Here is a 26368-nt window from a genome sequence, read left to right as displayed (position 1 = left end):
AAGTACCTCCGGCGTAATACGGCGGGAGCCCGCGTGTAACACACGCGTCGCACGCTCGATGGCATGCTCGCCGCCGCCACCACCTCCACGCACTGCCCGTACTGCGCCCTTCAGTGCGGGATGAACCTACGGCCCGCCGAGGACGGCGGTGTCGATGTCGTGGAGCGCACGGACTTCCCCGTCAACCGGGGTGCCCTGTGCGGTAAGGGACGTACCGCACCCGCCGTGCTCTCCTCCCAGGTCCGGCTGACCGGGCCGCTGATCCGACGCCACGCCACAGGCGGGCTCGAACCGGCCACCTGGGAGGAGGCACTGCGAGCCGTCGCCGACGGACTGCGGCGCACCCGTGAGTCGTACGGGCCCGACGGGGTCGGTGTGTTCGGCGGCGGCGGGCTCACCAACGAGAAGGCGTACACGCTCGGCAAGTTCGCCCGGCTGGCCCTGGGCACCTCGCAGATCGACTACAACGGCCGCTTCTGCATGTCGTCCGCCGCGGCGGCGGGCATCAAGGCGTTCGGTGTCGACCGGGGGCTGCCGTTCCCGCTGGAGGACATCCCTCGGACCGGCTGCGTCATCCTGGTCGGCTCGAACCTGGCCGAGACCATGCCGCCGGCGCTCCGCTACCTCACTGAGCTGAAGGAGAACGGCGGCAGGCTGATCGTCATCGATCCGCGCCGGACCCGCACCGCCGAGCAGGCCGACCTGCACATCGCGCCACGCCCCGGCACCGACCTCGCGCTCGCGCTCGGGCTGCTCCACCTCGTGGTCGCCGAGGGCCGCGTGGACGAGGAGTTCGTCGAGAGCCGTACGACGGGCTGGGCCGACGCCCGTGCCGCCGCCATGTCCCACTGGCCGACGCTCGTCGAGCGCATCACGGGCGTGCCCGTGCCGCAGCTGCGCGAGGTGGTGCGGATGTTCTGCGACGCGGAGAACGGCATGGTGCTCACCGCGCGCGGCCCCGAGCAGCAGTCGAAGGGCACCGACACGGTGGGCGCCTGGATCAACCTGTGCCTGGCCACCGGCCGCGCCGGCCGCCCGCTCTCCGGGTACGGCTGCCTGACCGGGCAGGGCAACGGGCAGGGCGGGCGCGAGCACGGTCAGAAGGCCGACCAGCTGCCCGGCTACCGCAAGCTGGACGACCCCGAGGCCCGCACCCATGTGGCCGGCGTGTGGGGCGTCGACCCCGACACGCTGCCCGGCCCGGGGCGCAGCGCGTACGAACTGCTCGACGCGCTCGGCCAGGACGTGAAGGCGCTGCTCGTCATGGCGTCCAACCCGGTCGTGTCCGCGCCGCGCGCCGCGCACATCGAGGAGCGGCTGAAGTCCCTGGACTTCCTGGCCGTGGCCGACGTCGTGCTCTCCGAGACGGCCGCGCTCGCCGATGTCGTGCTGCCCGTGACGCAGTGGGCGGAGGAGACCGGCACCATGACCAACCTGGAGGGCCGGGTGCTGCTGCGCCGCCGGGCGATCACCCCGCCCGACGGAGTACGCAGCGACCTTGAGGTGATGAACGCGCTGGCCGGGCTGCTCGGCTGGGAGAAGGGCTTCCCGACCGACCCGGAGGAGGTCTTCGACGAGCTGCGCCGCGCCTCGGCGGGCGGCGCCGCCGACTACTCGGGCATCAGCTACCGGCGCATCACGGAGGAGGACGGCGTCTTCTGGCCGTGCCCGGACCCGGAGCACCCGGGTACGCCGCGCCTCTTCCTGGACCGGTTCGCCACCCCTGACGGCCTGGCCCGCTTCGTGCCGGTCACGCACCGCGCGGCGGCCGAGGAGCCGGACGACGAGTACCCGGTCGTGCTGACGACGGGCCGCGTGGTCGCCCAGTACCAGTCGGGTGCCCAGACCCGGCGTGTCGCGGAACTGACCGCCGCCGCGCCGGGGCCGTTCGTGGAGCTGCACCCGCGGCTCGCCGAGCGGGTGGGCGTGGCGGAGGGCGAGCCGGTCGCGGTGGTGTCGCGGCGCGGCCGTGCCGTGGCCCCCGCCCGGATCACGGCCACCATCCGCCCCGACACGGTCTTCATGCCGTTCCACTGGCCGGGCGAGGGCCGCGCCAACACGCTCACGAACCCGGCCCTCGACCCGACCTCCCGGATGCCCGAGTTCAAGACGTGCGCGGTACGCCTCGAACCGGCCGGCGACTGAGCCAGTCCCCACCCGGAACGGGCGCGCCCAGCTCGGTGCGGGGCGCGGCGACGTACACCCACGCGCGCACGGCGCTCCCGTCCCGCACCCGGACGACGTCGCGGGCCTCCCGCTCGTACACATTGAGCGGGTGGCCGGGCCCGAGGAAGTCCTCCAGCCGGTCGAGTACGGAGAGCAGCTCGCGGTAGCGGCCGGGGGCGGCGTGCACGAGGTCACCGACGACCTCGCCGTCCCCGCGCGCGACGTACGGATAGCCGGGCCCGTCGTGCAGCAGGGCACCCGGCAGCCGTGCGGGCTCCTCGGCGCCGGTGCGGCCCTTCAGGAACCGGTCGTGGTTGTACGCGCCGGGCCGCAGCGTCCCGTAGACGAAGATCGGCAGCTCACTCATGCGATCTCCCGGGCGACCCACTCCAGATAGCCCGCGCTGCCCCGCACCACCGCTGTCGCGATGATCTCCGGTGTGTCGTAGTCGTGGTACTCCCGGATGTACGCCTCCAGCGCGTCGTACCGGCTCTCCGCCGTCTTGAAGAGCACCTGCCACTCCCGCGCGGTCTCGACCGCGCCCTGCCACCGGTAGACGGAGGTCACCGGCCCGGAAACCTGCGCACACGCGGCGAGCCGCTCCTCCACCCCGCCCCGTGCCAGCGCCTCGGCCTTCGCGGCGCTGTCGGTGGTGGTCCGTACGGTCAGGGCCTGGATCACGCTCGTACTCCTTGGGTCGACGACGCCCGGCTCCCCACCAGCATCGCACCGGTGGCCCCGCCGGGCGCCGGCTTCCCGTCATGCCGCCGCCGCTGCCTCGTCGCCGCGCAGGACGCCGTTGTCGACGAGGCCGGCGTCGAGCGTCGGGAGGAACAGGGTGGCGAGGAGTCGTAGCAGCACGGCGGGCGCCCCTCAGGCCGCGTAGGGGTGGGCGGTGCGGGCGGTGCGGAGGGCATCGGCCCACCAGGCGAGCTGGTCCAGCAGCTTCTTGGCGGCGGCCTCGGGGCCGGACGGGTCCTTGGGGGTGCCGTCGTCGGTGAAGAGGCCGCCCGCGTTGTGGAAGGAGACCGTGTCGCGGACGGTGACGGCGTGCAGCTCGGCGAAGACCTGGCGCAGGTGCTCGACCGCGCGCAGGCCGCCGGAGACCCCGCCGTACGAGACGAATCCGACGGGCTTGGCCTGCCACTCGCCGTAGTGCCAGTCGATGAGGTTCTTGAGGGACGCCGGGTAGGAGTGGTTGTACTCGGGGGTGAGGACGACGAACGCGTCGGCCGCGGCCAGCCGGGGGCTGACCTGGGCGAGTTCGGTACGGACGGCCGGGGCCGGGTTGAAGGAGAGCGAGGTCGGCAGGTCCGTCCGGGCCAGGTCGACCACGTCGAGGGTGAAGTCGGTGCGCTCGCGGACCAGGGAGAGGAACCAGTCGGCGACGGTGGGCGCGAAGCGGCCCTCGCGGTTGCTGCCGAGGACGACGGTGAGGGTCAGGGGCTTCTCAGGCGTGGTGAGTTCCATGCCGAGGAGACTCACACCTCAACCAAGCTTGAGGTCAACCGCGCACCTCTTCACCCGTTCGGAATTCATCCGGGACGACCACGCGTCACCGCCCTGAGCTGCGGAGATACGGCCGGACGGCAGTGGAGCTGATGGGGCATCAGCAGGCGGCGGACCAAAGTGCCGCCTTACCTCGGAGACAGGACACCTGCTCGTAGCGCGACCCGGAGGAACCCATGCGCACCACTGCCCGCTCGTTGACCGGTACCGCGCTCGCGGCCGTCTGCCTCGGCGCCCTCGTCGCGCCGGCGGCGTACGCCGGTGACTTCGAGGCGCTGGAGGTGTCCCCGTCCACCGCCGCACCGGGCACGACCGTCACCGTCAGCACCTGGGCGTGCGGGCCGAACGGCCACGGCGTGGGCGACGCGGAGGCACTCGGCGCGGGCGAGTTCAAGCTGCGGCCCGGCACCGACAAGAAGGTCGTGACCGGACAGTTCAAGGTGCCGAAGCACACCAAGCCGGGCACCTACAGCATCGGCGTGGCCTGCGACAACGGCAAGACGGCCACCGGCGACCTGGTCGTCGGACAGGGCCAGGACCCCACCCGCCACCCGACCCAGCATCAGCCCACCCCCCACTACCCGCCGCACGACCGCCCGCAGGGCCATGTGAAGACGGGAGTCGGCGGCAGCGTCGGCCCGGACACCACCCGGATCGCCGCGGGCGTGGCGGTGCTCGCTGCGGCCGCGGGCGGTGGGGCGTGGCTGCTGCGCCGCCGGGCGAACGGAAACCACGGCGGCTGAGGCCGGTACGCCCGCCCCGGCACCGGACGACACCCCCGCCCCCTCATACCTCCCCGCCCCCGCCGCGTGACCCCGAGACCGCGGCGCGGGCGGGGAGACCCCTTGGCGGAGCACGTACGGAGGACGACCCGTATGAGCAGCCCCACCGAGACCCAGGCCCGCAGCAAGGGCTGGGGCATAGCCGTCGCGGCATGCGTCGGCCTGTGGCTGGTCCAGAGCGGCTCCGGGGACGTGACCCCGCCGGTCCCGTCCGCCGCCGAGGCGTTCGCCGCGGGGCCCGGCTGGCACACGTCCGCGGCCGCCGAGCCGCTCGCGCCGTCCGCGCCCATACGCGTCCGCATACCCCGGATCGACGTCGACGCCCCGGTCATCCGGCTCGGCCTCGCCCCGGACGGCAGCCTCGACGTACCACCCGCCGGGAACCGCAACGTCGCCGGCTGGTACAAGGACGGCACCCCGCCGGGCTCCAGGGGTACGGCGATCATGGCGGGCCATGTCGACAACGCCCAGGGCCCGGCCGTGTTCTACGCGCTGGGCGCCCTGCGGAAGGGCGACCGGATCGAGGTGAACCGGCAGGACGGGCGGACCGCCGTGTTCACGGTCGACGCGGTCGAGGTGTACGACAACGACGCGTTCCCGGACGACAAGGTGTACGGCCGGGCCGACCGCGCGGAGCTGCGCGTGATCACCTGCGGCGGCGGCTTCTCACCGAAGACCGGCTACCAGGGGAACGTCGTCGCGTACGCCCACCTCATCGGCGCGCGCTGACGGGCCCCGCCACGCGGCCCCGCCACGCGGCCCCGCCACGCGGTCCCGCCACGCGGTCCCGCCTCGCCGCCGCGCCGGTCCGGGCGCGCGGCCCCGTCACGCCCACTGGTCGAAGGCCAGCTTCGCGACCAGCGAGAACACCACCACGAGCAGCACCCCACGGACGAACTCCGCGCCCTTCCGCAGCGCCATCCGCGCCCCCAGCGTGCCGCCCACCAGGTTGAACACCGCCATCAGCGCGGCCAGCCGCCACAGCACGTTCCCCTGGTAGGCGAACATCGCCAGCGCCCCCGCGTTCGTACACACGTTGACGACCTTGGCGGTGGCCGACGCGGTCACCAGGTCCAGGTGCAGCACCGCCGTGAGGGCCAGCACCAGGAACGTGCCGGTGCCCGGCCCGAACAGCCCGTCGTAGAACCCGATCCCTCCGCCCACCAGCACGATCGCCGCGACCACGCGGGCACGCCGCACGGTGCCCTCCGGCGCCGGGCCGGTGCCGAAAGACGGGCGCAGGAGCACGAAGGCCGCGACGCCCAGCAGCACGACCAGGATCACCGGCCGCAGTACGTCACTGCTGATCCCCGCCGCGAAGAAGGCCCCGCCCATCGACCCGGCGAGCGCTGCGAGCCCGATCCGTACGGCCGTCCCGACCCGGACCGGGGCCTTGCGGACGTATGTGACGGCCGCGCCGGTCGTGCCGACGATGGCCACCGCCTTGTTCGTACCCAGGCACTGCGCGGCCGGGACCTGTGGAACGCCCAGCAGCAGCGCGGGCAGGAGCAGCAGCCCGCCGCCGCCCACCACGGCGTCGATCCAGCCGGCCAGCAGCGCGGCCAGGCAGAGCAGAACGAGCGTGGTCAGCGAGATGTCCGGCATGCCCATGACCCTATGAACGGAATGGATGGTGCGTCCATGAATCACTGAAGACTTGAGGTACGTCTGAGGTCCGGCCCCGGCCAGGGCCGCTCCCCCTCACCGCCCGGACCCGTTCCCGCTGAGGTCAGCTTTCCCCGCGTGAAACAAACGGGATCCCGCCGGGTAACACCGACGACGCACGCTGCTGGACATGAGTTCACGGATCGTGGTGGTAGGCGGCGGAACGGCAGGGGCGCGCCTCGCCGAGCGGCTGCCCGTCACCCTGCTCGGCGAGGAGCCGCACGCCCCGTACAACCGGGTGCTGCTCGCGGACGTCCTGGCCGGCCGGTACGGGCCCGAGGTGATCGCCCTCCCCGCGCCCCGGGGCGAGCCGGTGCGGCGCGGGGTACGCGTCACCGGCATCGACCGGGAGGCCCGCGAGGTGCGCTGCGCGGACGGCACCCGGGTCGCATACGACCGGCTGGTCCTGGCGACCGGTTCCAACCCGGTGCTGCCCCCGCTGCGCGGCCTCACCGGCGGCGGCCTGCCCGGCAGCGCCCTGCCCGGCGGCGCCGACGGCGACCGGCTGCCCTCCGGTGTGTACGCGTTCCGGACGCTCGACGACTGCCTGGCGCTCGACACGCTGGTACGCCCCGGGGCCCGCGCCGTGGTGATCGGCGGCGGCCTGCTGGGCGTGTCGGCGGCGCGCGCGCTGGCGGCCAGGGGCGCCGAGGTGATGCTGGCCCAGCAGGGCGAGCACCTCATGGAGCGCCAGCTGGACGCCGACGCCTCGGAGCTGCTCCGCGGCCATCTGGCCGGCCTCGGCGTGGAGGTGCACACGGAGTGCCGGGTGCGCGGTCTGAAGGTCGCGGACGGTGCCGTGACGGCGGTCGAACTGGCCGACGGGTTCGTCCTGGACGCGGACCTCGTCGTGCTGGCCTGCGGGGTGCGGCCGCGCGTCGGTCTCGCCCTGGAGGCGGGCCTGGACGTGCGGCGCGGGATCGTCGTCGACGACCAGCTGCGAACCTCCGACCCGTACATCCACGCTGTCGGCGACTGCGCCGAGCACGACGGCCGGCTCTACGGCCTGGCCGGGGCCGCCCTGGAACAGGCCGACGCGCTGGCGGACGTGCTGACCGGGGGCACCGCCGCCTACCGGGGCACGCGGGCGCTGACCCGGCTCAGCCTGGACGCCCTGGAACTCGCGGCGTTCGGCGAGGCGGTGCCCCAGCCGGGCGACGACACCGTGCAACTGGCCGACGCCACGCGCAGCGCGTACCGGAAGGTCGTCGTCCGGGGCGACCGGCTCGTCGGCGGCGTCCTGCTGGGCGACCTCGCCGCGGTCGGCACGCTCGCCCGGGCGTGGGAGGGCGACGAGGCCCTCCCGGACGCGCCCCTGCTCCACCTGTTGACTCATGACGGAGGCTCCTGACATGCCGAACACGCCCGGGGCTGCGAACACGCCCACCATCGTCCTCGTCGGCCACGGCATGGTCGGCCAGCGCTTCCTGGAGGCCCTCGCCGAGCGTGGTGTGACCGAGCGGGCCCGCGTGGTCGTCCTGTGCGAGGAGCCCCGGCCCGCCTACGACCGGGTCCAGCTGACCTCGTACTTCTCCGGCCGGACGCCCGACGACCTGTCGATGGTGCCGGAGGGCTTCATGGCGGAGCACGGCATCGAGCTCTACACGGACGACCCGGCGGTCGCGGTGGACCGCGAGGCCCGCACGGTCACGGCCCGGTCCGGGAGGACGGTCGCGTACGACACGCTGGTCCTGGCCACCGGCTCGTACCCGTTCGTGCCGCCGGTCCCCGGCAAGGACGCCACGGGCTGCTTCGTCTACCGGACGATCGAGGACCTCCTCGCCATCGAGGAGTACGCCAAGGACGCGAAGACCGGCGCCGTGGTCGGCGGCGGCCTGCTCGGCCTGGAGGCGGCGGGCGCGCTCAACGGCCTGGGCCTCGACGCGCACATCGTGGAGTTCGCGCCCCGGCTGATGCCGGTGCAGGTGGACGAGGGCGGCGGCGCGGCCCTGCTGCGCACCATCGAGGGCATGGGCCTCTCCGTCCACACGGGCGTCGGCACTCAGGAGGTCACCGTCGGCGACGACGGCGCCGTCACCGGGATGAAGCTGTCCGACGGCTCCGAGCTCGCCACCGACCTGGTGGTGTTCTCGGCCGGTGTCCGCCCCCGCGACCAGCTGGCCCGCGACTGCGGCCTGAAGGTCGGCGAGCGCGGCGGTATCGCGGTCGATGAGCAGTGCCGTACGTCCGACCCGGCCGTCTACGCGATCGGCGAGTGCGCCCTCGCGGCGGACGGCAGGGTGTACGGGCTGGTGGCGCCGGGCTACGAGATGGCGCTGACGGCGGCGGACGCGATCACCGAGCAGGAGTCGTCGTTCACGGGCGCCGACACCTCCACCAAGCTGAAGCTGCTCGGTGTGGACGTGGCGTCGTTCGGTGACGCGCACGGCACGGCCGAGGGCTGCCTGGACGTCGTCTACTCGGACTCGCGGGCCGGTGTCTACAAGAAGCTCGTGGTCTCCCCCGAGGGCGCGCTGCTGGGCGGTGTGCTCGTCGGTGACGCCGAGGCGTACGGGATGCTGCGGCCGATGACGGGGTCGGTGCCGCCGGTCTCCCCCGAGCAGCTGGTCCTGCCGGCGGGCGCGGGCGCGCCGGTCGCGCTGGGCCCGGAGTCGCTGCCGGACGACGCGGTGATCTGCTCGTGCCACAACGTCTCCAAGGGCGCGATCTGCGAGCACACCACGCTGCCCGAGGTGAAGAAGTGCACCAAGGCCGGCACGGGCTGCGGCAGCTGCGTCAAGGTCATCCAGCAGCTGCTGCCGAAGAGCGGAGACGGCGGCCTGTGCGGCTGCTTCGGCAAGACACGCCAGGACCTGTACGAGATCGTTCAGGTGCTGCGGATCACCTCGTACGCCGAGCTCCTCGACCGGTACGGGCGCGAGGAGGCACGCGGCGGCGACGGCTGCGAGATCTGCAAGCCCGTGGTCGCCTCGATCCTGGCGTCCCTCTCCAACGGCTACATCCTCGGCGGTGAGCAGGCCGCGCTCCAGGACACCAACGACCACTTCCTCGCCAACATGCAGCGGAACGGCTCGTACTCGATCGTGCCGCGTATCCCCGGCGGGGAGATCACTCCGGACAAGCTGATCGTCATCGGCGAGGTCGCACGGGACTACGGGCTCTACACGAAGATCACCGGCGGTCAGCGGATCGACCTTTTCGGCGCGCGTGTGGAGCAGCTGCCGGCGATCTGGGCGCGGCTGGTGGACGCGGGCTTCGAGTCGGGGCACGCGTACGGCAAGGCCCTGCGGACCGTGAAGTCCTGTGTGGGGCAGACCTGGTGCCGGTACGGCGTGCAGGACTCGGTACGGATGGCCATCGACCTGGAGCTGCGCTACCGGGGGCTGCGGGCGCCGCACAAGCTGAAGTCGGCGGTGTCCGGCTGCCAGCGCGAGTGCGCGGAGGCCCAGTCGAAGGACTTCGGCATCATCGCCACGGCGAACGGCTGGAACCTGTACGTCGGCGGCAACGGCGGCGCGACGCCGCGCCACGCGGACCTGCTGGCGAAGGACCTGTCGGACGACGGGCTGATCCAGCTGATCGACCGGTTCCTCATGTACTACATCCGCACCGCCGAGCGCCTGGAGCGTACGGCTCCCTGGGTGGAGCGGATCGGTCTCGACCACGTACGGGAGGTCGTCGTCGAGGACTCGCTGGGCATCGGCGAGGAGCTCGACGAGCTGATGGTCCGCCATGTGGCGAACTACCGGGACGAGTGGGCCGAGACGCTGGAAGACCCCGAGCGGCTCGCGCGGTTCGTGTCCTTCGTGAACGCCCCCGACGCGCCCGACCCGACGGTGCAGTTCGTGCCCGAGCGCGGCCAGATCAAGCCCGACCTGACGATTCTCACCCTGGAAGGAGTGTCCGCCCGATGAAGCTGGAACTCTCCCACGACGGAAGCGACGACGGCGAATGGCTGCCGGTCTGTGACCCGGACGTGCTGGTGCCGGGCAGGGGCATGGCGGCCCTGCTGCCGGACGGCCGGCAGGCGGCGCTCTTCCGGGACCGGTCGGGGCGGCTGTACGCGATCGACAACCGCGACCCGTTCACCGGGGCCCAGGTCCTGTCGCGGGGCCTGATCGGCTCGGCGAACGGCCGGACGTACGTGGCTTCGCCGCTGCTGAAGCAGCGCTTCGACCTGGAGACCGGCCGCTGCCTGGACGACGACGAGGTCGCGGTGTCGGTGTACCCGGTCCGTACGGCCTGACCGCCCACCCGGCGGAGCCGGAGCCGCCGTATCCGGCCGAGCGCCGTACGGCTCTGAGCGGCCGGGGCCGGGCGGGCACACATCCGCCCGGCCCTCACGGCGCCCCGGTCAGCTCTGGGTCTCTTCCGGCATCTTGGCGACGTCCATCCACACGACCTCCCACATGTGGTGGTCCGGGTCCTGGAAGGACCGGCTGTACATGAAGTCGCCGTACTCCTGCGGCTCGTTGGCCGGGGAGCCCCCGGACGCCAGGGCGGCGTCGGCCAGCTCGTCGACCTTGGCGCGGCTCTCGGCGCTCAGCGCGACGATGGCCTCCGTGGTGGCGGACGAGTCGGCGATCTCCTTCTTCGTGAAGTTCTTGAAGTACGGCTCGGTGAGGAGCATCGCGAAGATCGTGTCGCTGAAGACCAGGCAGGCGGCGTTCTCGTCGGTGAACTGCGGATTGAAGGAGAAGCCGAGCTTCGTCCAGAACGCCTTGGCTGCCTCCAGGTCCTTGACGGGCAGGTTCACGAAGATCATCTGAGCGGTCATGGCGGGTCTCCCCATGTGGTGTGGCTTCGGTGTGGTCGCTTACGCAGGGGTAGACCGGGGGCCCGGGCGGAACTCATCGCCGTCTCCGAAGAAATTCTCCGCGTTGCGGGGCAGGCCCGTCCGGCCTGGCCTCGGCGGCATGAGCCCGCCGGCCGGATGATCGCCGAGAAGCCGTCGGGCGACGCGCTGCGGACGCCACCGGCGAGGTGGCCGGTCCTCGGACGGCGACCGGCGGGTGTCCGCGAGCCCGAAGGTCACCGCCACGCCGGAGCGACCAGCCGGATCTCCGTCTGTCCGACACCGGCGACGGGCGGCCGGACAGGCTCAAGGCGCTCCTGGAGGGCCGACAGCAGCCGACCTCCGCACTCCTCTTCCACTTCACCGGCCGTTGACGCACCGTCAATCCGCGCCTCCTAGGTTCCAGCAGCGCGCGACCCCGTCGCCGACCGGTGCGGCGGGGCGGTCACGATCCCCTCTGGAGTGATCAAGTGGAACGTCGTAGTTTCCTGCGCGGAGCGGTCGCGGGCGGTACGGCCGCGGCCTTCGGCTACACGCTGATGCAGGGCGCGGCCTACGCGGCCCCGGCCCAGCCCGGCCCCGGTCCGTACGGAGCGCTCGGCGCGGCGGACGCCAACGGGATCCGGCTCCCGGCCGGCTTCACCAGCCGGGTCATAGCCCGCTCCGGCCAGAACGTGGGCTCCACCTCCTACAAGTGGCACAACGCCCCTGACGGCGGCGCCTGCTTCGCCGACGGCTCGGGCTGGATCTACGTCTCCAACTCCGAGATCTCCAGCACGGGCGGGGCGAGCGCGATCAGGTTCGACTCGTCCGGCTCCGTCACCGGCGCGTACCGGATCCTCTCCGGCACCAACCGCAACTGCGCGGGCGGCGCCACTCCGTGGAACACCTGGCTCTCCTGCGAGGAGGTCAGCTCGGGCTACGTGTACGAGACCGACCCGTGGGGGGTGCAGCCCGCCGTCCGCCGTGCCGCCATGGGCAGGTTCAACCACGAGGCGGCCGCCGCCGACCCGGTCCGCAAGGTGGTCTACCTGACGGAGGACGCGTCGGACGGCTGCTTCTACCGGTTCGTCCCGCACACCTGGGGCGACCTGTCGTCCGGCACCCTCCAGGTCCTCAAGGCGGGCTCGGGCACGTCCGGCGGCTTCACCTGGGCGACCGTGCCCGACCCCGACGGCTCCCCCACCGCTACCCGCAAGCAGGTGTCCGGTGCGAAGCGGTTCAACGGCGGCGAGGGCTGCCACTACGCCGACGGAACCGTCTGGTTCACCACCAAGGGCGACAACCGCGTCTGGCAGCTGAACCTCAGCGGCAACACCTATGAGCTGGCGTACGACGACTCGCTGGTGTCGGGCGGCGGCGCCCCGCTGACCGGCGTCGACAACGTCACCGGCGCGTCCTCCGGCGACCTGTACGTCGCCGAGGACGGCGGCGACATGGAGATCTGCCTCATCACGCCGGACGATGTGGTGGCGCGGTTCCTGCGGATCGAGAACCAGTCCGGCTCCGAGATCTGCGGCCCGGCGTTCTCGCCGGACGGCAAGCGGCTGTACTTCTCCAGCCAGCGCGGCACCACGGGCAGCTCGTCGGGCGGCATCACCTACGAGGTGACGGGGCCGTTCCGGGCGTAGCGGCGCTGCCGCTCCCTTACCGGCTGGGCGCCGCCGTGCAGCAGGGCGGCGCCCAGTGGCGTCAGGGTGTGCAGCACGGAGCTGCCCTGGCGCAGCGTGACGACGAGGCCGGCCTCGCGCAGGACGCCCGCGTGCTGGCTGGCCGAGGCGAGGGAGACCCCGGCGCGGCGGGCCAGTTCGCTGGTCGTGCCGCCGGGGCCGATGGCCTTGAGGACGGCGGACCGGGTGTGGCCGACGAGCTTCCCGAGCGGCGCCCCGCCGGGTTCCCCGGAGGCGGCCGGGGGCTCGGTGTGCGTGACCGGGTAGACGAGGACCGGCGGCAGCCCCGGGTCCCGGTACATCACGGCGGTGCCCCGGCAGAAGTAGGACGGCTGGAGCAGCAGCCCGCGCCCGTCGAGCCGTACGTCCCGGTCGACCGGGTAGTCGGCCTCCAGGACGGGTGCGTGCCAGCGGAGCATCGGCGGCAGGGAGGCCAGCAGTTCCTCGGCGCCGCCGTCGAGCAGCGCCCGTCCCCGCACGGCCCGGTCCGCCTCCACGCGCGCCTGGATGTACGTCCAGTACGGCTCGATGGCCGCGCCGTGGTAGCCGCGCAGGGCGCCGAGGAGGCGGCTGAGCGGCTCGGGGCGACCTTCGGCGAGGGCCGCCGTCCAGGAGGGCAGCGGGGCGGCCGCCGGGCGCTCGGCGGACAGCAGGCCCAGCTCCGTGTGGAGCCGGGCGGGCGTTGTGGCACGTACGGCTTCCAGCGCCGTGTCGAGGCCGTGCAGGCCCTGCGGTGGCGTCAGGAAGTCCGGGAAATATCCGCGGGCCGGGACGAGCGCGCCCAGCAGTCGCGTTTCACCGTTCAACCGCGTCCGCGTTTCGGAGCGCCATTCCCCGTAGACCAGGGCGCCGCGCCGGTCGCGCAAACGGTGAAAGCTGAGAATCGTTTCCCACAGCACGTCGGGCCGGGCCGCCATCCGCACCCCGGCGAGATCCGCGCCGGTGAAATGTATACGAAGCACTGAACCCCCACCTGTTGCATCCGCAATCACCCCCCACCGATGAGTATGCATGCCATCACAGGTTGTTACCACGGCATTTCAGCCACACTTGAAACGCGTCGCGGGGGGAGGCCGGGAAACGAAAAGCTGTACGCCGTCGGACAGGAAACCTTCAGGACCGAGGTGGCGTGTCGGAAGACCGTGGGGGGCTTCTCACGCCCGGCGGCGGGCCTGAAAGGTTGCGGCTCTCCTGTCTGGCAGGGGTAATGGGGCGCGGTCGGCGGGTGGGGATCCGGTGGCCGCGCTCCGCCCGTTGTTTGCTCTGACAAGGGCCGGAATTGACGGGATGTCAACCTTCGGTAAAAAGTCCGCTCTTCAACTTGCGAAGAATTCAATCCGCCTTGCTTCACCTTGATTCAACAGGAACCTACAATTCCCGCGGGGACGAAACAGCACGGGGCGGACACCTCCGCACAAGGTGTCCGCCCCGTCTCTTGCGTCCCGGAGCCGCCGCCGATCGGTGAGGGTCGGGTGACAGGCGACGGCTCCGGTGCCGTGGGGTCCCGCCGCGGTGCCGCGGCGGGACCGGGTGTCAGCGGCTGTCGCTGCCGGATGCCTGGGCGGCGGCGCGACCGGCCTCCAGGCGGGCCACCGGGATCCGGAACGGCGAGCAGGAGACGTAGTCCAGGCCCACCTCGTGGAAGAAGTGCACCGACTCCGGGTCACCGCCGTGCTCACCGCAGACGCCGAGCTTGATGTCCGGGCGGGTGGCCCGGCCGGCCTCCACGGCGCTCCGGACGAGAGAGCCGACGCCGTCCTTGTCGATCGTCTCGAACGGCGACACCCCGAAGATGCCCTTCTCCAGGTACGCGGTGAAGAAGCTGGCCTCCACGTCGTCCCGGGAGAAGCCCCACACCGTCTGCGTGAGGTCGTTCGTGCCGAAGGAGAAGAACTCGGCGGCCTCGGCGATCTGCCCGGCGGTCACCGCGGCGCGCGGCAGCTCGATCATGGTGCCCAGGGCGAGCTTCAGCTCGACGCCGGTCCGCTGCTGGACCTCGGCGATGACCTGCTCGGCCTCGTCGCGGACCAGCTCCAGCTCCTGCACGGTGCCGACGAGCGGGATCATGATCTCGGCGCGCGGGTCTCCCTTGGCCTCGATGCGCTGGGCGGCCGCCTCCGCGATGGCCCGCACCTGCATGGTGAACAGACCGGGGATGACCAGGCCGAGCCGGACACCGCGCAGACCCAGCATCGGGTTCTGCTCGTGCAGCCGGTGGACGGCCTGGAGGAGACGCAGCTCGTTCTCGTGCGGCTCCTTGCGGGACTCGGCGAGGGCGACACGGACCGACAGCTCGGTGATGTCGGGCAGGAACTCGTGCAGCGGCGGGTCCAGGAGGCGCACCGTCACCGGCAGCCCGTCCATCGCCTCGAACAGCTCCACGAAGTCGTTCTTCTGGAGCGGCAGCAGCTGCTCAAGGGCCCCCTCGCGCTCGGAGTCCGTGTCCGCCAGGATGAGCCGCTCGACGTACTGGCGGCGGTCGCCGAGGAACATGTGCTCGGTGCGGCACAGGCCGATGCCCTGGGCACCGAAGCGGCGGGCGCGCAGGGCGTCCTCGGCGTTGTCGGCGTTGGCGCGCACCCGCAGCCGGCGGACGCGGTCCGCGTACGCCATGATCCGGTGGACGGCCTGGACGAGCTCGTCGGCGTCGTCGGCGCCCGCGTGCATCCGGCCCTCGAAGTACTCGACGACCGGGGACGGTACGACGGGCACCTCGCCCAGGTACACCTTGCCGGTGGAGCCGTCGATGGAGACGACGTCGCCCTCCTCGACGACCTGGCCGCCGGGCACGGTCATACGACGGCGCTTGGTGTCGACCTCCAGCTCCTCGGCGCCGCAGACACAGGTCTTGCCCATGCCGCGGGCGACGACGGCGGCGTGCGAGGTCTTGCCTCCGCGCGAGGTGAGGATGCCCTCGGCGGCGATCATGCCGTCCAGATCGTCCGGGTTGGTCTCGCGGCGGATCAGGATGACCTTCTCACCCGAGCGGGACCACTTGACGGCGGTGTACGAGTCGAAGACGGCCTTGCCGACGGCGGCGCCCGGCGAGGCGGCGATGCCGCGGCCGACCTGCTCGACCTTCGCGGCGTCGTCGAAGCGCGGGAACATCAGCTGGGCGAGCTGGGCGCCGTTGACGCGCTGCAGCGCCTCGGCCTCGTCGATGAGCCCCTGGTCGACCAGCTGGGTGGCGATCCGGAACGCGGCCCCCGCCGTCCGCTTGCCGACCCGGGTCTGAAGCATCCACAGCTGGCCGCGCTCGATCGTGAACTCGATGTCGCACAGGTCCTTGTAGTGGTTCTCCAGCGTCTCCATGATGCCCATGAGCTGGTCGTACGACTTCTTGTCGATCGACTCCAGGTCGGCGAGCGGCACGGTGTTGCGGATACCGGCGACGACGTCCTCACCCTGGGCGTTCTGCAGGTAGTCGCCGTAGACGCCCTGGTGGCCGGAGGCGGGGTCACGGGTGAAGGCGACACCGGTGCCGGAGTCCGGGCCGAGGTTGCCGAAGACCATCGAGCAGACGTTGACGGCGGTGCCGAGGTCGTGCGGGATGCGCTCCTGGCGGCGGTACAGCTTGGCGCGGTCGCCGTTCCAGGAGTCGAAGACTGCCTTTATGGCCAGGTCCATCTGCTCGCGCGGGTCCTGCGGGAAGTCGCGCCCGGCCTCGGCCTTGACGATCTTCTTGAAGAGCTTGACGAGCTTCTTGAGGTCGGCGGCCTCCAGGTCGGTGTCGATCGTGACCTTCTTGGCGCTCTTCGCCTCGTCGAGCGCCTCCTCGAACAGCTCGCCGTCGACGCCGAGGACGGTCTTGCCGAACATCTGGATGAGGCGCCGGTAGGAGTCCCAGGCGAACCGCTCGTCGCCGGCCTGCTTCGCGAGGCCCTCGACGGACTTGTCGGAGAGACCGATGTTGAGGACGGTGTCCATCATGCCCGGCATGGAGAACTTGGCACCCGAGCGGACGGAGACGAGAAGCGGGTTGTCGGCCTGGCCGAGCTTCTTGCCCATCTTCTGCTCGAGGGCGTCGAGGTGCGCACTCACCTCGTCCCGGAGCTCGACGGGCTCGTCGCCGCTCTCCAGGTAGACCTTGCACGCTTCGGTGGTGATCGTGAAGCCGGGAGGCACCGGGAGACCAAGGTTCGTCATCTCGGCAAGGTTGGCACCCTTACCACCGAGGAGATCCTTGAGGTCCTTGTTGCCCTCGATGAAGTCGTACACGAACTTCTGATCTTTGTTTTCCGACACGGGTCTCGACTCCTCGAGGACGACGTGGCTGCCCTGACGGCGAGGAACATACCCAGATCGAAGGCTTCTTGGGAGGTACGCCTACCCGTCATGCGGCCTTAACCACCCGTCCGCCAGCAGATCGAAAGTTACGCAACGGTTTCCGCCTGGACGGCGGAAAGTTCACCCCTTGAATCGACATGGTCAAGAAGCCCCCAAGGACCGCTCAGATGAGCGGACACCTCGCACACTTGCCTTCAAGACTTAAACACAAAAAGGATGGCACTCAGTGCCATCCTTTGAGAAGTGCACCCGCACTTAACATGCTCATCTGAGCGCACCCCCGATCAGAGGTGGCGAGAATCACGCCCCGCCCCCGCCTGGATCCCACGATCCGGACTACGTCTCGGCGGCCCCCGCCGCCCCCAGCAGCCTGCGGGTCTCCACCACGCGTTCATGGTCCTCGCCCAGCTCCCGCACGGCATCGGCGAGCACCGCCCTCCACAGATCCACCGCCTCCGCACGGCGTCCGAGCCCGTCCAGCGCGACGCCCAGCCGGACGCGGGACCGCAGCGTGTGCGCGGAGTTCCCGCCGAGAACCCGCTCACGTGATGCGGCCACCTCTTCAAGGAGAGCGGCCGCCTCCTCGTACCGGCCCGCCTCGTTGAGCAGCGCCCCGATGGTGTGGGCGGTGGTGAGCGTGGGCGGCGCCTCCCGCCCCAGCGTCTCGCACCTGGCCGCGTGCACAAGCCGGTACTGCTCCTCCGCCTCCTGCAGGCGCCCGGCGTCCCGCAGCACGTCGCCCAGGGCCCGACGGGTCTGTGCGAGGGAGAGGCTGTGCGGTCGCAGCGTGCGGATCTCGACGTCGAGCAGGGCCCGCAGAGCCGACTCGGCCTCCTCCCGTCGGCCGAGGGCATCGAGCGCCAGCGCGCGGCACCACCACGTCACCCGCGTGGAACCGTGCTCCTCCCCGAGGAAGCGGGTCCTGTCCCGCAACACCTCGGCGAGAATGGCCTCCGCCTCGGCCGGCCGTCCCGCGCCGTGAAGGAGCCAGCCGAGGTTGTGACGGACGGAGAGCGTGGCGGGGTGTTCGGCCCCGAGGTCACGCCTCACCTGGTCCAGCACCGCCCGTTGCCGTGCCTCGGCCTCCTCGTACTCCCCCTCGTCGGCCAACGCGCGGACGAACTCCTCCTGGGCCTTGACTGTTTCGATGTGCCTTTCACCGAGTGAGCTCCGGGCCAGTTGTGCCAGGGCCTCCGCCTCCCGCCGCGCCGTCTTCCGTTCTCCAGCGTCGCGCAGTGATGCGATCCAGTTGCGACGGGCCGCGACGGTGCGGCGCGTGTCAGGGCCGTAGACGTACTCGGACGCTTCCACCACCGCTCTGCGGGCCTGTACGAGCTCGTCGGTGCGACCGCTCCTTTCCAGCACGTCGGCGAGTACATCCAGCGTCGTCAGCTTGCCCAGCCCCGGCCGGGCCCCGCCCTCTGTCCGCTCCAGCTGGGCAAGCACGTCCCGGGCCTCCGCCTCGGCCTCTTCGAGACGCTCCTGGCGCACCAGCGCACTCGCCAGCCATCCCCGTGCCTCCCAGGACCTGTCCCTGTCGGCCGCGGCTCCCAGCCGGGCGCTGCTGTCGGAGTGGGCCGCGCCGAACGCCGCCTGTGCCTCCTGGAAGCGGCCGAGATCCATGAGGATGAACCCCTGGACGAGCTGGATGTCCGAGAGGTCGGGCAGGTCGTCGGAGGGCGGGAGCCGCCGCAGCGTCCCGATCAGGACACGGCCCTCCGCCTCGCCGTCCTCCAGCCGGTCGGCGCGCCAGTACATATCGTGGAGGTGTCTGCGGGCGTTCAGGGTGTAGGCGTGCTCGGGGCCGTGCACCCGGCCCGAGACGTCGATGATCGCCAGGAGATGGGCGACCGCCTCCGCCGTCTCCCCGAGTGTGCTCAGTGCGATGGCCAGATGGCCGCGTGCGCTGCGGGCCGCCAGCCGTTCGTCCTGGGTGAAGGGCTCCAGGCCCTCGCGCAGCAGGGCGATGAATTCCGCCGCGTCGGCATGCTGCCGGGCATCGGTCAGCGCCGAAGCCAGGCCGTCGAGGTCGTAGATCGGCTGCCTGCCGGGATCGGGCCGGTCGACCCATCGCATCAGCGGTCCGCACGCCTGGGTCACCACGGCAGGGCTGTCGGGGTCGCCCGCCAGCCGGCGCACGAAGTCCGCCATCCGGGACCAGACGTGCGCGAGCGAGACATCGAGGTCCCCGTCTTCGAGATGCTCGTCATCGACGTCGGACGCCTCCATAGGGTCGGGCTCCGGATGCGTCCCGGTCCTCGGCCGCTCCTGGGACAGCCCCAGCCTCCGCAGCAGCTGGGGCGAGGCCGCGGCGAACGGACCCGCCTCGGAGCCGACCGTCGACTCGCCCTCCCCGCCGGAGAGCCGGGCCCGGAACTCGGGCCCGGTCCCGCGGCGGGTCAGCAGGAACTCGCTGACCCGGGCGGCGGTGTCCAGGGCGTGCGAAGTCCGCACGGTGTCCAGGAGCAGCTCGGCGACGCCGGGCAGGAACTCGTACTCGGCGGTGTCGGGCCCGCGCCGCTCCCGCCCCTCCGCCCGGCGCAGGAGTCCGCCGAGGAACACCTCCGCGAGCTGCGCCGGGTGGAACCGTCCGGATCCCGGCTGGTGCGCCTGGTGGACCAGCCGCATCACGGGCAGGGTCAGCGGCCGTACCGAGGCGAGAGCGCCGGCCAGTTGCCGGCCCTCGGGCGAGGCCGACTGGCGGAACCGGTGGAAGTGGTCGTCGGCGGAGAGGTCGCAGGTGCCGCGCTCCGCCTCCACAGGCGGGCCCACACCGTCCGGCTGCCCGGAGTCGGGCAGCAGCACCACGGGCAGCGGTCCGTTCGCCGCACCGTCGAGGATCAGCCGGGCCCAGGACGCCAGGCGCCCCTCCTCCAGTTCGAGTACGGGGATCGCGGTCCCTTCGTACGAGAGGAGCTCGCGCGGCAGGACGGGGTGGCGCACCTTCAGGGCCCGGCCGGGGGCGGCGGGCCGGTCCGCGGTGACGAGCAGATGCTCGGCCGGCATGCCGGGGGACGGCCACAGCCGTTCCGGCAGGGGCTGGACGATCGCGACCGGGGAGTGCGCGGCCCAACGGCGCAGCAGAGCGTGGACAGCGCCGCTGCGCCAGCCTGGGCCGACCCCGTCGGACAGCACCAGGACCACCGTCGGCCGGACCTGGTCCCCCAGGCGGCGGGCGGGCCGGCGCGCCGACGAGGGCCGGAAGGGGCGGGCCCTGACCACCGCCCGGTCCGGGTGACCGCTGTCCAGTCCGTAGGTCCGGACTCGCTGGAAGATGCCGTGGCGCTCCAGCAGGGTCCGGGTCTCGGCCGCGTACTGCTGCCAGAGGACCATCGACGGTCCGTCGTCGACGACGAGGACGGCGTCGAGCCAGCGTTCGGTCTCCGGACGCAGGATGACGTCCGGCAGGGCGGTGTCGGCGACCCAGTCGGCGGTGGCGGTCTCGTCGAGCACATACGAGGTGCGGGACGGGACGGGCTGCCGGAGGACGCGCAGGGAGCGGTGCAGTCGCCGCGCGGCGGGGATGGCGCGTACCCCTCGGACCCCGACGGCGCGTGCGTGCTCCCGGCCGCCGGTGCCGGTTCGGCCCGGGGCGTACAGAGCACGGGACTCGTCTGTTCCCCGCCGTGGGCGTGGCTCGTCCGTGGCACCGCCGTGCCGGGCGCCCGTCTTGGCGGCGGCGCCGTCCGTGCCGGTCTCCTCCGGCGGCTCGTCCATGGCGGTTGTCGCCGCGGGCGTGGCGGCGGCCCGGCCGGGCTCGCGTCCGTCAGGCCGGGTGGTGACCGCGAGCCAGAGGACGTCGAGGAGTTCCTCGGTGGAGAGGTCGACTCCGGCGTCCTCGAGCAGACCGCACAGCCGCTGGATCATCACGCGTCCGATTCGTCCAGTGAGCGCAGCACGGTCTCACGCAGACTCGGGAAGTCCATGGAGATGCCGGACGCCCGCAGGTGGACCGCGTTCAGGAGTTGGTCGGTGGCGAGGTCGTGGGCCTGGGAGTCGCGCAGCTGGATGAAGTCCTCGATCAGTTCGTCGGCCAGGGCGCCGACGCGTTCGCCGAGGTGCATGCGGACGATCTCCCTGAGCTGCCGCTCGTCCGGCTGCTTGAGGTCGAGGCGGACACAGCGGCGCAGGAAGGCCGGGGGGAAGTCGCGCTCGCCGTTGCTGGTGATCACGACGACGGGAAACACCTGGCAGGTGACGCGGCCGTCCTCGACGGTCACTCGTTCGTCCCCGGCGCCGTCGACGCGGACCTGGACGCGGGACTCCTTGAGCCGGGCGAGTTCCGGGATCTCGTAGGTGCCCTCCTCGAAGACCGTGAGCAGGTCGTTGGGCAGATCGACGTCGCCCTTGTCGAGTTCGTCGATCAGCAGGACCCGGGGTTTGGGACGCGGCAGCATGGCCGTGCCGAGGGGGCCGAGCCGGAGGTAGTCGCCGATGCCGGGTTCCGGCGCGGGTTCGTCGGTGCCGCGGCTGTTCAGGGACGCGTCGCGGAGCCTGCCCACCGCGTCGTAGCGGTAGAGGCCGTCGGCAAGGGTGGAGCGGCTGTTGACCGGCCAGTGGAGCACCTCGCCGAGGACGAGTTCCCGGGCGATGGCGCGTGCGAGTGTGGACTTGCCGGTGCCGGGCTTGCCGGTGACGAGCAGGGGCCGGTGGAGGTGGAGGGCGGCGTTGACGGTGTCCCGGTCCTCGTCGGAGATGACGTGGCGCACCCGGCCCCGTTCGGTGCCGTTCCGGCCGGAGCCGGCGCCGAAGGTCCGCCACGGTGGTGCGGCGGGCCACTCCTCGACCTCGTGCGGTTCGGCGCCGCCGCGGAAGAGCCGCCAGTCCTGGTTCATTTTCGTTTCCCCTCAAGGTGCAGACAGGTCGAGTCGCGGCGGCAGCGGCCGTTCCGGGTTGTCCCAGAGCAGGGCGAGGTGCCGTCCCGGATGGTCGTCGTCGGCATCGCACGCCGAGCGCAGCCTACGCAATTCCCCGGGCAGTTCCTCCAACAGGCGGTCGGCCACAAGGGTTTCCAGCTGTTCCCTGCCGACCGGCTGTTCGGCCCCGCCGTTCCAGAGCATCACCGGAACGCCGCCGAACAGGCAGGCGGTGAACACCTCGGCCCTGGCTTCGGGGGGCGCCGTGACGACCACACCGGGTGCCTCCTCGCGCGCCTGCAACTCTCCGTACACCTGTCGCGTGTTCCGCAGGTGGCCGGGGAGCCAGTGCAGATCGGCGGTGCCCGCCGACGCCACCCTCGACCAGCGCTCACGCCACAGGGGCTCGTTGAACGACCGGTGCTCGGCGCAGCGTACGACCACGGGGAAGTCGGTGCCGATCGAGCGCTCGACCGGCCCCGCGGCGCCGATCTCCCAGCGGTGGACCTGCAGTTCGAGGTCCGTCGGGGCGAGGAAGAACTCGACCAGGGTCTGCCGGGCGGTGGCGTGCCGGGACAGGAGGGTGTCCACCTCCCTTATGACGGCCGGGAGTTCCCTGGGACTGTCCTCGACAGCGAGCAGTTCGGTGCCGTGCCTGCCCCGCGTCCAGACCTGGTAGGTGCGCTTCGCGTCGGGTCCGGACCCGGAGGAGACGCTGATCTGTACGGAGTCGGTGGCGCCGGCCGGCGCCCGCTCGGCCTGTTCCTCGGCCTCCGCACGCCGGTCCAGCAGTACGGCCTTCATGTCGATGCGCTCGGCGCACCGCAGGGACCAGGACCGCAGGGCGGGTGCGATCCGGCCGGGCAGAGCGGCCGCGGTGTGTTCGACGGCGCGCAGGAGCTGCGGGAGTCGGCCGGGGTCGAGCAGGCGGGCTTCCAGTTCGTCGACGACGACGGCCGGGGTGGCGTCCGGAAGATCGATCCCGGGCACGGCCTGCCGGGCCGCCTCGGCGAACCGCTGGTGGACGGTGGGGGATTCGTCGGTCAGGAGGCGGAGCAGCTCGTGGTACTCGCTGCACAGCAGCCACCGGTCGGGCGCGAGCGACAGGGAGGCGCGCCGCATCTCGTCCCGGTCCATCATCTCGCCGCGCTCCAGGGTGAGCAGATGGATCAGTGTGGGGACGCCGTGCGGGCTGGTCAGCGCCCAGGCGACCATGTCGGCGACATGAACGTCCCCCTCCGCCGCGGGCGGCACGGCGTCCAGTTCCTCGCACAGACGTTTGGCGACTCGGTGCGCGGAGGCTCCCACGCCTTCGAGCACCGCCTTGGTGGCGAGGGTCAGCTCAGCCCGGGCGCGCCGCTGGGCCGGATCCTCGGGGAGCGACAGCGGTATGTACTCGTACGCGTTCTCCTCCCAGTTCACGACGTGGACCGTCGGGATCTGCCGGGCGGCGCCCGTCGCGTGCAGCCGGGCGAAGTCGGCGCGCAGGGACGACCAGGTGTCGTCGAGGTCTACGGGGAGCCCGTGGCGGGTGGTCTCCTCCAGCCGGTCCAGAAGGCGGGAGGTGAACAGTCCCGACCCGTCCCTGTTCTTGGCCGCCGTACCGGACTGGCTGGCGCGCATCACGAAGATGCGCCGGTCGCGGTTGGTCTCCGGGGAGTGGGTCAGCAGGTCGGGCGGCGTGGAGTGCGCGTGGTCCCGGGCCGGCAGGGCGGTGCGGCAGGCGTCGATGATCACCGTCGCCCGTGGCAGGTCGCGGACCGGAAGGTGCTCGGTCCGCAGCAGCGACACCAGGTTGTCGGCGTCGAGCCCCAGCGGGTCGCCGGTCCGGGACTCCGGGTAGAGGAGGCTCCAGCGGTTGCCCTGAGCCTGTACGCCGTGCCCCGCCCAGTAGATCCAGAGCCATTCGCCGGCGAGAGCGCTCAGCTCGTCCTGGAAGACGCGGCGAAGGGTGCCGCGGTCGGCGGGGCGGCGGTCGACCCGGGGGAACGGGGCGAGCAGTCCCTCGTTGCGTTCGAGGGGCGACGCGAGCAGCCGGATCTGTTCCTGCGGCATGCCCCGGTCGGTGAACCAGCGCAGCAGCCTCGCCGCGTCGTTCGCGGGCCCGGACAGCTCCCAGTCGCGGCCGCCCGCGTACTGCTCGATCGCCACCACCACGGCATGGGCGCGGGACCAGTCGGTGGCTCCGGACATCACGGCAGCTCCGCGGCCAACCGGTCGTACAGGGGGGCGTGCGCGAAGTATCCGGTGTGCGAGCGCGGGAAGGGCTGGCGCAGATCGACCCGGAGGTCGGTGACGCGGCCGGGGAAGACCCGCTCGCCGACGAAGCCGAGGAGGTCGCGGCGGTCGTACAGATTGGTCCAGCGCGGGAAGTGGCCGGGCAGCCCGTCGCCGCGCCGCAGTCCGGCCAGAGCGTCGATCTCGTACAGAAAGGGTGCTTGCGACCCCACGGTCACCAGCAGCTCGACACCTGGCACCGGCCCCAGCGCAAGGAGGTCGACACAGGCGATGCCGCCAAGGCTGTGGGCGAGCAGGACGACGGGGCCCGGGTCCTGTTCCCGGGTGAGCGCCACGGTCTCGGCGATCCTGGCGCGCAGCGCCTCACCGCGGGCCTGGTACCGCAGGATGTCGCCGCCGGCCGGGACGACCGCGTCCGTCGTGCGGCGGCGGCCGACGAGCCCGACACCGCCGGACACCGTCCACCAGACCGGGTCGAGGGTGCGCGCTCCCGCCCACGAGGCCGCGGAGCGCAGGGCGCCGCGGTCCTTGCCGCCGAGCCGGTCGGTGAGGGCGCCCACGAGCAGATCGCGGTCGGCGCCGTCGAAGGGCAGCGGCTCGTCGGCGTCGGTGGCCTCTTCGGCGCGCCGGACGGCGAGGGCCAGCACGGCTCGGGCGGCCAGGGCCTCGGCGTCGCCCGTGCCGGCGGTTCCGGAGAGCCGCAGGGAGAGCTCGTCCGCGACCGTACCGGCGGCGGCGGTGAGGTGCCCGGCGAGGTCCTCGACGAGCCGGCGGGTGGTGTCGGCGCCCTCCTGGGGCAGGTCCTCGCCGGAGAGGGCGCGTACCCGAGCTGCCAGGGCGTCCCACGGGTCCACCCGCCCCGGGAAGAAACCACCGCCCGCCGTCGGACCGGCCGACTCGGCGAGCGTTCGGATCTCGGCGAGCGGATCGGCGTCGAGCGCGGCCCAGAGCGCCAGGCCGTCGTCCGCGGCCCCGTCCGCGTCACCGCCCGGAGCCGCGCGGTCCCGATCCCTTACGGGAAAGGAGGCCCCCTCCAGGCCGAGGCGCGCGCCGAGGGGCTCGCCCCAGAAGCAGGGGATGAGCCGGACGTCCGGTCTCACCCGCGCAAGGCCCCGCCGGACCCGCTCCCACGAGTCCCGGTAGGCCTTCTCGCGCACACCCGTGCCATGAACGAAGACGACGCTTGTCACCTGGTCCCCCACCTGTGTCCCGAGTCTCACATCCTAGGCGAGGCGCCGGATGGGCAACTCGGTTTCGCACCACGGCAGTCGAGGCGAGAACGGGGCGCCGGGGGGACGCTCAGCCGCCCGAGGTGTCCAGCTCGGCCTCCGCGCCGACCGCCGCGCAGTCGTACGGGTCTTTGAGCCAGCCGTCCGGGAGGACGACGCGGTTGTTGCCGGACGTGCGGCCGCGTGGGCCGTCCGCGCCGACGGGCCAGGGCTGGTCCAGGTCGAGCTCGCTCAGCTGAGCGCGGAGCTCGTCCAGGGACGAGGTGACCGCCAGTCGCTTGCGCATCTCGGAGCCGACCGCGAAGCCCTTCAGGTACCAGGCCACATGTTTGCGGAAGTCGATGACTCCGCGCGACTCATCGCCGATCCACTCCCCCAGCAGCTGGGCGTGGCGCACCATCACGTCCGCGACCTGCCGCAGCGTGGGCGTCGCCGCCGTACCCGTGCCCTCGAAGGCGGCCACGAGGTCGCCGAAGAGCCACGGGCGGCCGAGGCAGCCGCGGCCGACGACCACGCCGTCGCAGCCGGTCTCGCGCATCATCCGCAGGGCGTCGTCCGCCGACCAGATGTCGCCGTTGCCGAGCACGGGGATCTCCGGGACGTGCTCCTTCAAACGGGCGATGGCGTCCCAGTCCGCCGTGCCGCCGTAGTGCTGGGCGGCGGTGCGGCCGTGCAGGGCGATGGCGGTGACGCCCTCGTCGACGGCGATGCGGCCGGCGTCGAGGTAGGTGATGTGGTCGTCGTCGATGCCCTTGCGCATCTTCATCGTGACCGGCAGGCCGCCCGCGTTGCTGACCGCCTCGTTCAGGATCGCCCGGAGCAGCGGCCGCTTGTACGGGAGAGCCGAGCCGCCGCCCTTGCGGGTCACCTTCGGGACCGGGCAGCCGAAGTTCAGGTCGATGTGGTCGGCGAGGTCCTCGTCCACGATCATACGGACGGCCTTGCCGACGGTTACCGGGTCCACTCCGTACAGCTGGATCGAGCGCGGGGTCTCGGTCGCGTCGAAGTGGATGAGCTGCATGGTCTTCTCGTTGCGTTCGACCAGCGCCCGGGTGGTGATCATCTCGCTCACGAAGAGCCCCTTGCCGCCGGAGAACTCACGGCAGAGGGTGCGGAACGGGGCGTTGGTGATACCGGCCATGGGGGCGAGCACCACCGGCGGCCGCACGGTGTGCGGGCCGATGGACAGGGGGCTGAACGCGGTCATGCC

The 26368-nt window shown here is 72.1% G+C and carries 19 protein-coding genes; 7 read left to right on the top strand and 12 right to left on the bottom strand.

Features of this window, described 5'->3' with window-relative positions; all coding sequences use genetic code 11:
- Positions 1 to 63 precede the first annotated feature (63 nt).
- Positions 64 to 2145 carry a molybdopterin oxidoreductase family protein gene (locus tag FVS66_RS23760; RefSeq protein ID WP_149183220.1) on the top strand — a complete coding sequence of 694 codons (2082 nt, stop codon included), beginning with the start codon at positions 64 to 66 and terminating at the stop codon, positions 2143 to 2145.
- Here FVS66_RS23760 and FVS66_RS23755 read toward each other — a convergent pair.
- The 3 genes from FVS66_RS23755 to FVS66_RS23745 all read right to left on the bottom strand — a co-directional run bounded on the left by FVS66_RS23755 (position 2105) and on the right by FVS66_RS23745 (position 3636).
- Positions 2105 to 2533: a gamma-glutamylcyclotransferase family protein gene (locus FVS66_RS23755; protein WP_149183219.1), complete on the bottom strand. Its 429-nt coding sequence runs from the start codon at positions 2531 to 2533 to the stop codon at positions 2105 to 2107. The genes FVS66_RS23760 and FVS66_RS23755 overlap by 41 nt on opposite strands.
- Positions 2530 to 2847, bottom strand: coding sequence for a divalent-cation tolerance protein CutA (gene cutA / locus FVS66_RS23750; protein ID WP_149183218.1), 318 nt, complete (start codon positions 2845 to 2847; stop codon positions 2530 to 2532). Before cutA ends, FVS66_RS23755 begins: the two co-directional genes overlap by 4 nt.
- A 192-nt stretch (positions 2848 to 3039) precedes the next feature.
- Entirely contained in the window at positions 3040 to 3636 is a 597-nt protein-coding gene (locus FVS66_RS23745; protein ID WP_149183217.1) for an NAD(P)H-dependent oxidoreductase, read from the bottom strand.
- A gap of 215 nt (positions 3637 to 3851) precedes the next feature.
- Here FVS66_RS23745 and FVS66_RS23740 point away from each other — a divergent pair, with 215 nt between their 5' ends.
- On the top strand, positions 3852 to 4418 hold the full coding sequence (locus FVS66_RS23740; protein ID WP_149183216.1) for a hypothetical protein: 567 nt from the start codon (positions 3852 to 3854) through the stop codon (positions 4416 to 4418).
- A gap of 132 nt (positions 4419 to 4550) precedes the next feature.
- Positions 4551 to 5186, top strand: a complete 636-nt coding sequence (locus FVS66_RS23735; protein WP_149183215.1) for a class F sortase — start codon at positions 4551 to 4553, stop codon at positions 5184 to 5186.
- 96 nt (positions 5187 to 5282) lie between these two features.
- Here FVS66_RS23735 and FVS66_RS23730 read toward each other — a convergent pair whose 3' ends face one another.
- Positions 5283 to 6062, bottom strand: coding sequence for a TSUP family transporter (locus FVS66_RS23730; protein ID WP_149183214.1), 780 nt, complete (start codon positions 6060 to 6062; stop codon positions 5283 to 5285).
- A gap of 190 nt (positions 6063 to 6252) precedes the next feature.
- On the opposite strand from FVS66_RS23730, the gene FVS66_RS23725 reads away from it, so the two are divergent.
- From FVS66_RS23725 to nirD, 3 genes are read left to right on the top strand one after another with little or no spacing between them, the layout of a single operon-like run.
- Positions 6253 to 7473 carry an FAD-dependent oxidoreductase gene (locus FVS66_RS23725; protein ID WP_187645665.1) on the top strand — a complete coding sequence of 407 codons (1221 nt, stop codon included), beginning with the start codon at positions 6253 to 6255 and terminating at the stop codon, positions 7471 to 7473.
- Between the two features lies 1 nt (position 7474).
- Positions 7475 to 9997, top strand: a complete 2523-nt coding sequence (gene nirB, locus FVS66_RS23720; protein ID WP_149183212.1) for a nitrite reductase large subunit NirB — start codon at positions 7475 to 7477, stop codon at positions 9995 to 9997.
- Positions 9994 to 10329, top strand: coding sequence for a nitrite reductase small subunit NirD (gene nirD / locus FVS66_RS23715; protein ID WP_149183211.1), 336 nt, complete (start codon positions 9994 to 9996; stop codon positions 10327 to 10329). Before nirB ends, nirD begins: the two co-directional genes overlap by 4 nt.
- A 108-nt stretch (positions 10330 to 10437) precedes the next feature.
- Here nirD and FVS66_RS23710 read toward each other — a convergent pair whose 3' ends face one another.
- Positions 10438 to 10860, bottom strand: coding sequence for a VOC family protein (locus FVS66_RS23710; protein WP_262387166.1), 423 nt, complete (start codon positions 10858 to 10860; stop codon positions 10438 to 10440).
- Between the two features lie 488 nt (positions 10861 to 11348).
- On the opposite strand from FVS66_RS23710, the gene FVS66_RS23705 reads away from it, so the two are divergent.
- Entirely contained in the window at positions 11349 to 12509 is a 1161-nt protein-coding gene (locus FVS66_RS23705) for an alkaline phosphatase PhoX (protein WP_149183209.1), read from the top strand.
- Here the strand turns inward: FVS66_RS23705 and FVS66_RS23700 are convergent.
- From FVS66_RS23700 to dusB, 7 genes are all read right to left on the bottom strand, one after another.
- Positions 12479 to 13510, bottom strand: coding sequence for a winged helix-turn-helix domain-containing protein (locus FVS66_RS23700; protein WP_187645664.1), 1032 nt, complete (start codon positions 13508 to 13510; stop codon positions 12479 to 12481). The two genes, FVS66_RS23705 and FVS66_RS23700, sit on opposite strands and share 31 nt — an antisense overlap.
- 571 nt (positions 13511 to 14081) lie before the next feature.
- Entirely contained in the window at positions 14082 to 16793 is a 2712-nt protein-coding gene (gene ppdK / locus FVS66_RS23695; RefSeq protein WP_149183208.1) for a pyruvate, phosphate dikinase, read from the bottom strand.
- A gap of 378 nt (positions 16794 to 17171) precedes the next feature.
- Positions 17172 to 20702: a tetratricopeptide repeat protein gene (locus tag FVS66_RS23690; RefSeq protein WP_262387181.1), complete on the bottom strand. Its 3531-nt coding sequence runs from the start codon at positions 20700 to 20702 to the stop codon at positions 17172 to 17174.
- Positions 20702 to 21670, bottom strand: coding sequence for a MoxR family ATPase (locus FVS66_RS23685; protein ID WP_149183206.1), 969 nt, complete (start codon positions 21668 to 21670; stop codon positions 20702 to 20704). Before FVS66_RS23685 ends, FVS66_RS23690 begins: the two co-directional genes overlap by 1 nt.
- 12 nt (positions 21671 to 21682) lie before the next feature.
- On the bottom strand, positions 21683 to 23884 hold the full coding sequence (locus tag FVS66_RS23680) for a caspase family protein (RefSeq protein ID WP_149183205.1): 2202 nt from the start codon (positions 23882 to 23884) through the stop codon (positions 21683 to 21685).
- The gene (locus FVS66_RS23675) at positions 23884 to 25119 is read right to left on the bottom strand and encodes a hypothetical protein (RefSeq protein ID WP_149183204.1); all 1236 of its coding nucleotides are present in this window, start codon (positions 25117 to 25119) and stop codon (positions 23884 to 23886) included. The genes FVS66_RS23680 and FVS66_RS23675 overlap by 1 nt, the downstream gene beginning before the upstream one ends.
- Before the next feature lie 109 nt (positions 25120 to 25228).
- Complete coding sequence (gene dusB / locus FVS66_RS23670) at positions 25229 to 26365, bottom strand: tRNA dihydrouridine synthase DusB (protein ID WP_149183203.1); 1137 nt, start codon at positions 26363 to 26365, stop codon at positions 25229 to 25231.
- Positions 26366 to 26368: the final 3 nt, after the last annotated feature.

The organism is Streptomyces sp. TRM49041 (genome assembly GCF_008271805.1).
GTDB lineage: Bacteria > Actinomycetota > Actinomycetes > Streptomycetales > Streptomycetaceae > Streptomyces.
Note: the sequence above shows the minus strand (reverse complement) of the source record. Positions and strands in the feature narration are given on the sequence as shown.

Coding starts and splice junctions, on each gene's coding strand:
- FVS66_RS23755 (WP_149183219.1), bottom strand. CDS start 2,533: ATGAGTGAGCTGCCGATCTTCGTCTACGGGACGCTGCGGCCCGGCGCG.
- dusB (WP_149183203.1), bottom strand. CDS start 26,365: ATGACCGCGTTCAGCCCCCTGTCCATCGGCCCGCACACCGTGCGGCCG.
- FVS66_RS23685 (WP_149183206.1), bottom strand. CDS start 21,670: ATGAACCAGGACTGGCGGCTCTTCCGCGGCGGCGCCGAACCGCACGAG.
- FVS66_RS23735 (WP_149183215.1), top strand. CDS start 4,551: ATGAGCAGCCCCACCGAGACCCAGGCCCGCAGCAAGGGCTGGGGCATA.
- FVS66_RS23745 (WP_149183217.1), bottom strand. CDS start 3,636: ATGGAACTCACCACGCCTGAGAAGCCCCTGACCCTCACCGTCGTCCTC.
- FVS66_RS23690 (WP_262387181.1), bottom strand. CDS start 20,702: ATGATCCAGCGGCTGTGCGGTCTGCTCGAGGACGCCGGAGTCGACCTC.
- FVS66_RS23760 (WP_149183220.1), top strand. CDS start 64: ATGCTCGCCGCCGCCACCACCTCCACGCACTGCCCGTACTGCGCCCTT.
- FVS66_RS23730 (WP_149183214.1), bottom strand. CDS start 6,062: ATGCCGGACATCTCGCTGACCACGCTCGTTCTGCTCTGCCTGGCCGCG.
- nirB (WP_149183212.1), top strand. CDS start 7,475: ATGCCGAACACGCCCGGGGCTGCGAACACGCCCACCATCGTCCTCGTC.
- nirD (WP_149183211.1), top strand. CDS start 9,994: ATGAAGCTGGAACTCTCCCACGACGGAAGCGACGACGGCGAATGGCTG.
- FVS66_RS23710 (WP_262387166.1), bottom strand. CDS start 10,860: ATGACCGCTCAGATGATCTTCGTGAACCTGCCCGTCAAGGACCTGGAG.
- FVS66_RS23740 (WP_149183216.1), top strand. CDS start 3,852: ATGCGCACCACTGCCCGCTCGTTGACCGGTACCGCGCTCGCGGCCGTC.
- FVS66_RS23680 (WP_149183205.1), bottom strand. CDS start 23,884: ATGTCCGGAGCCACCGACTGGTCCCGCGCCCATGCCGTGGTGGTGGCG.
- FVS66_RS23725 (WP_187645665.1), top strand. CDS start 6,253: ATGAGTTCACGGATCGTGGTGGTAGGCGGCGGAACGGCAGGGGCGCGC.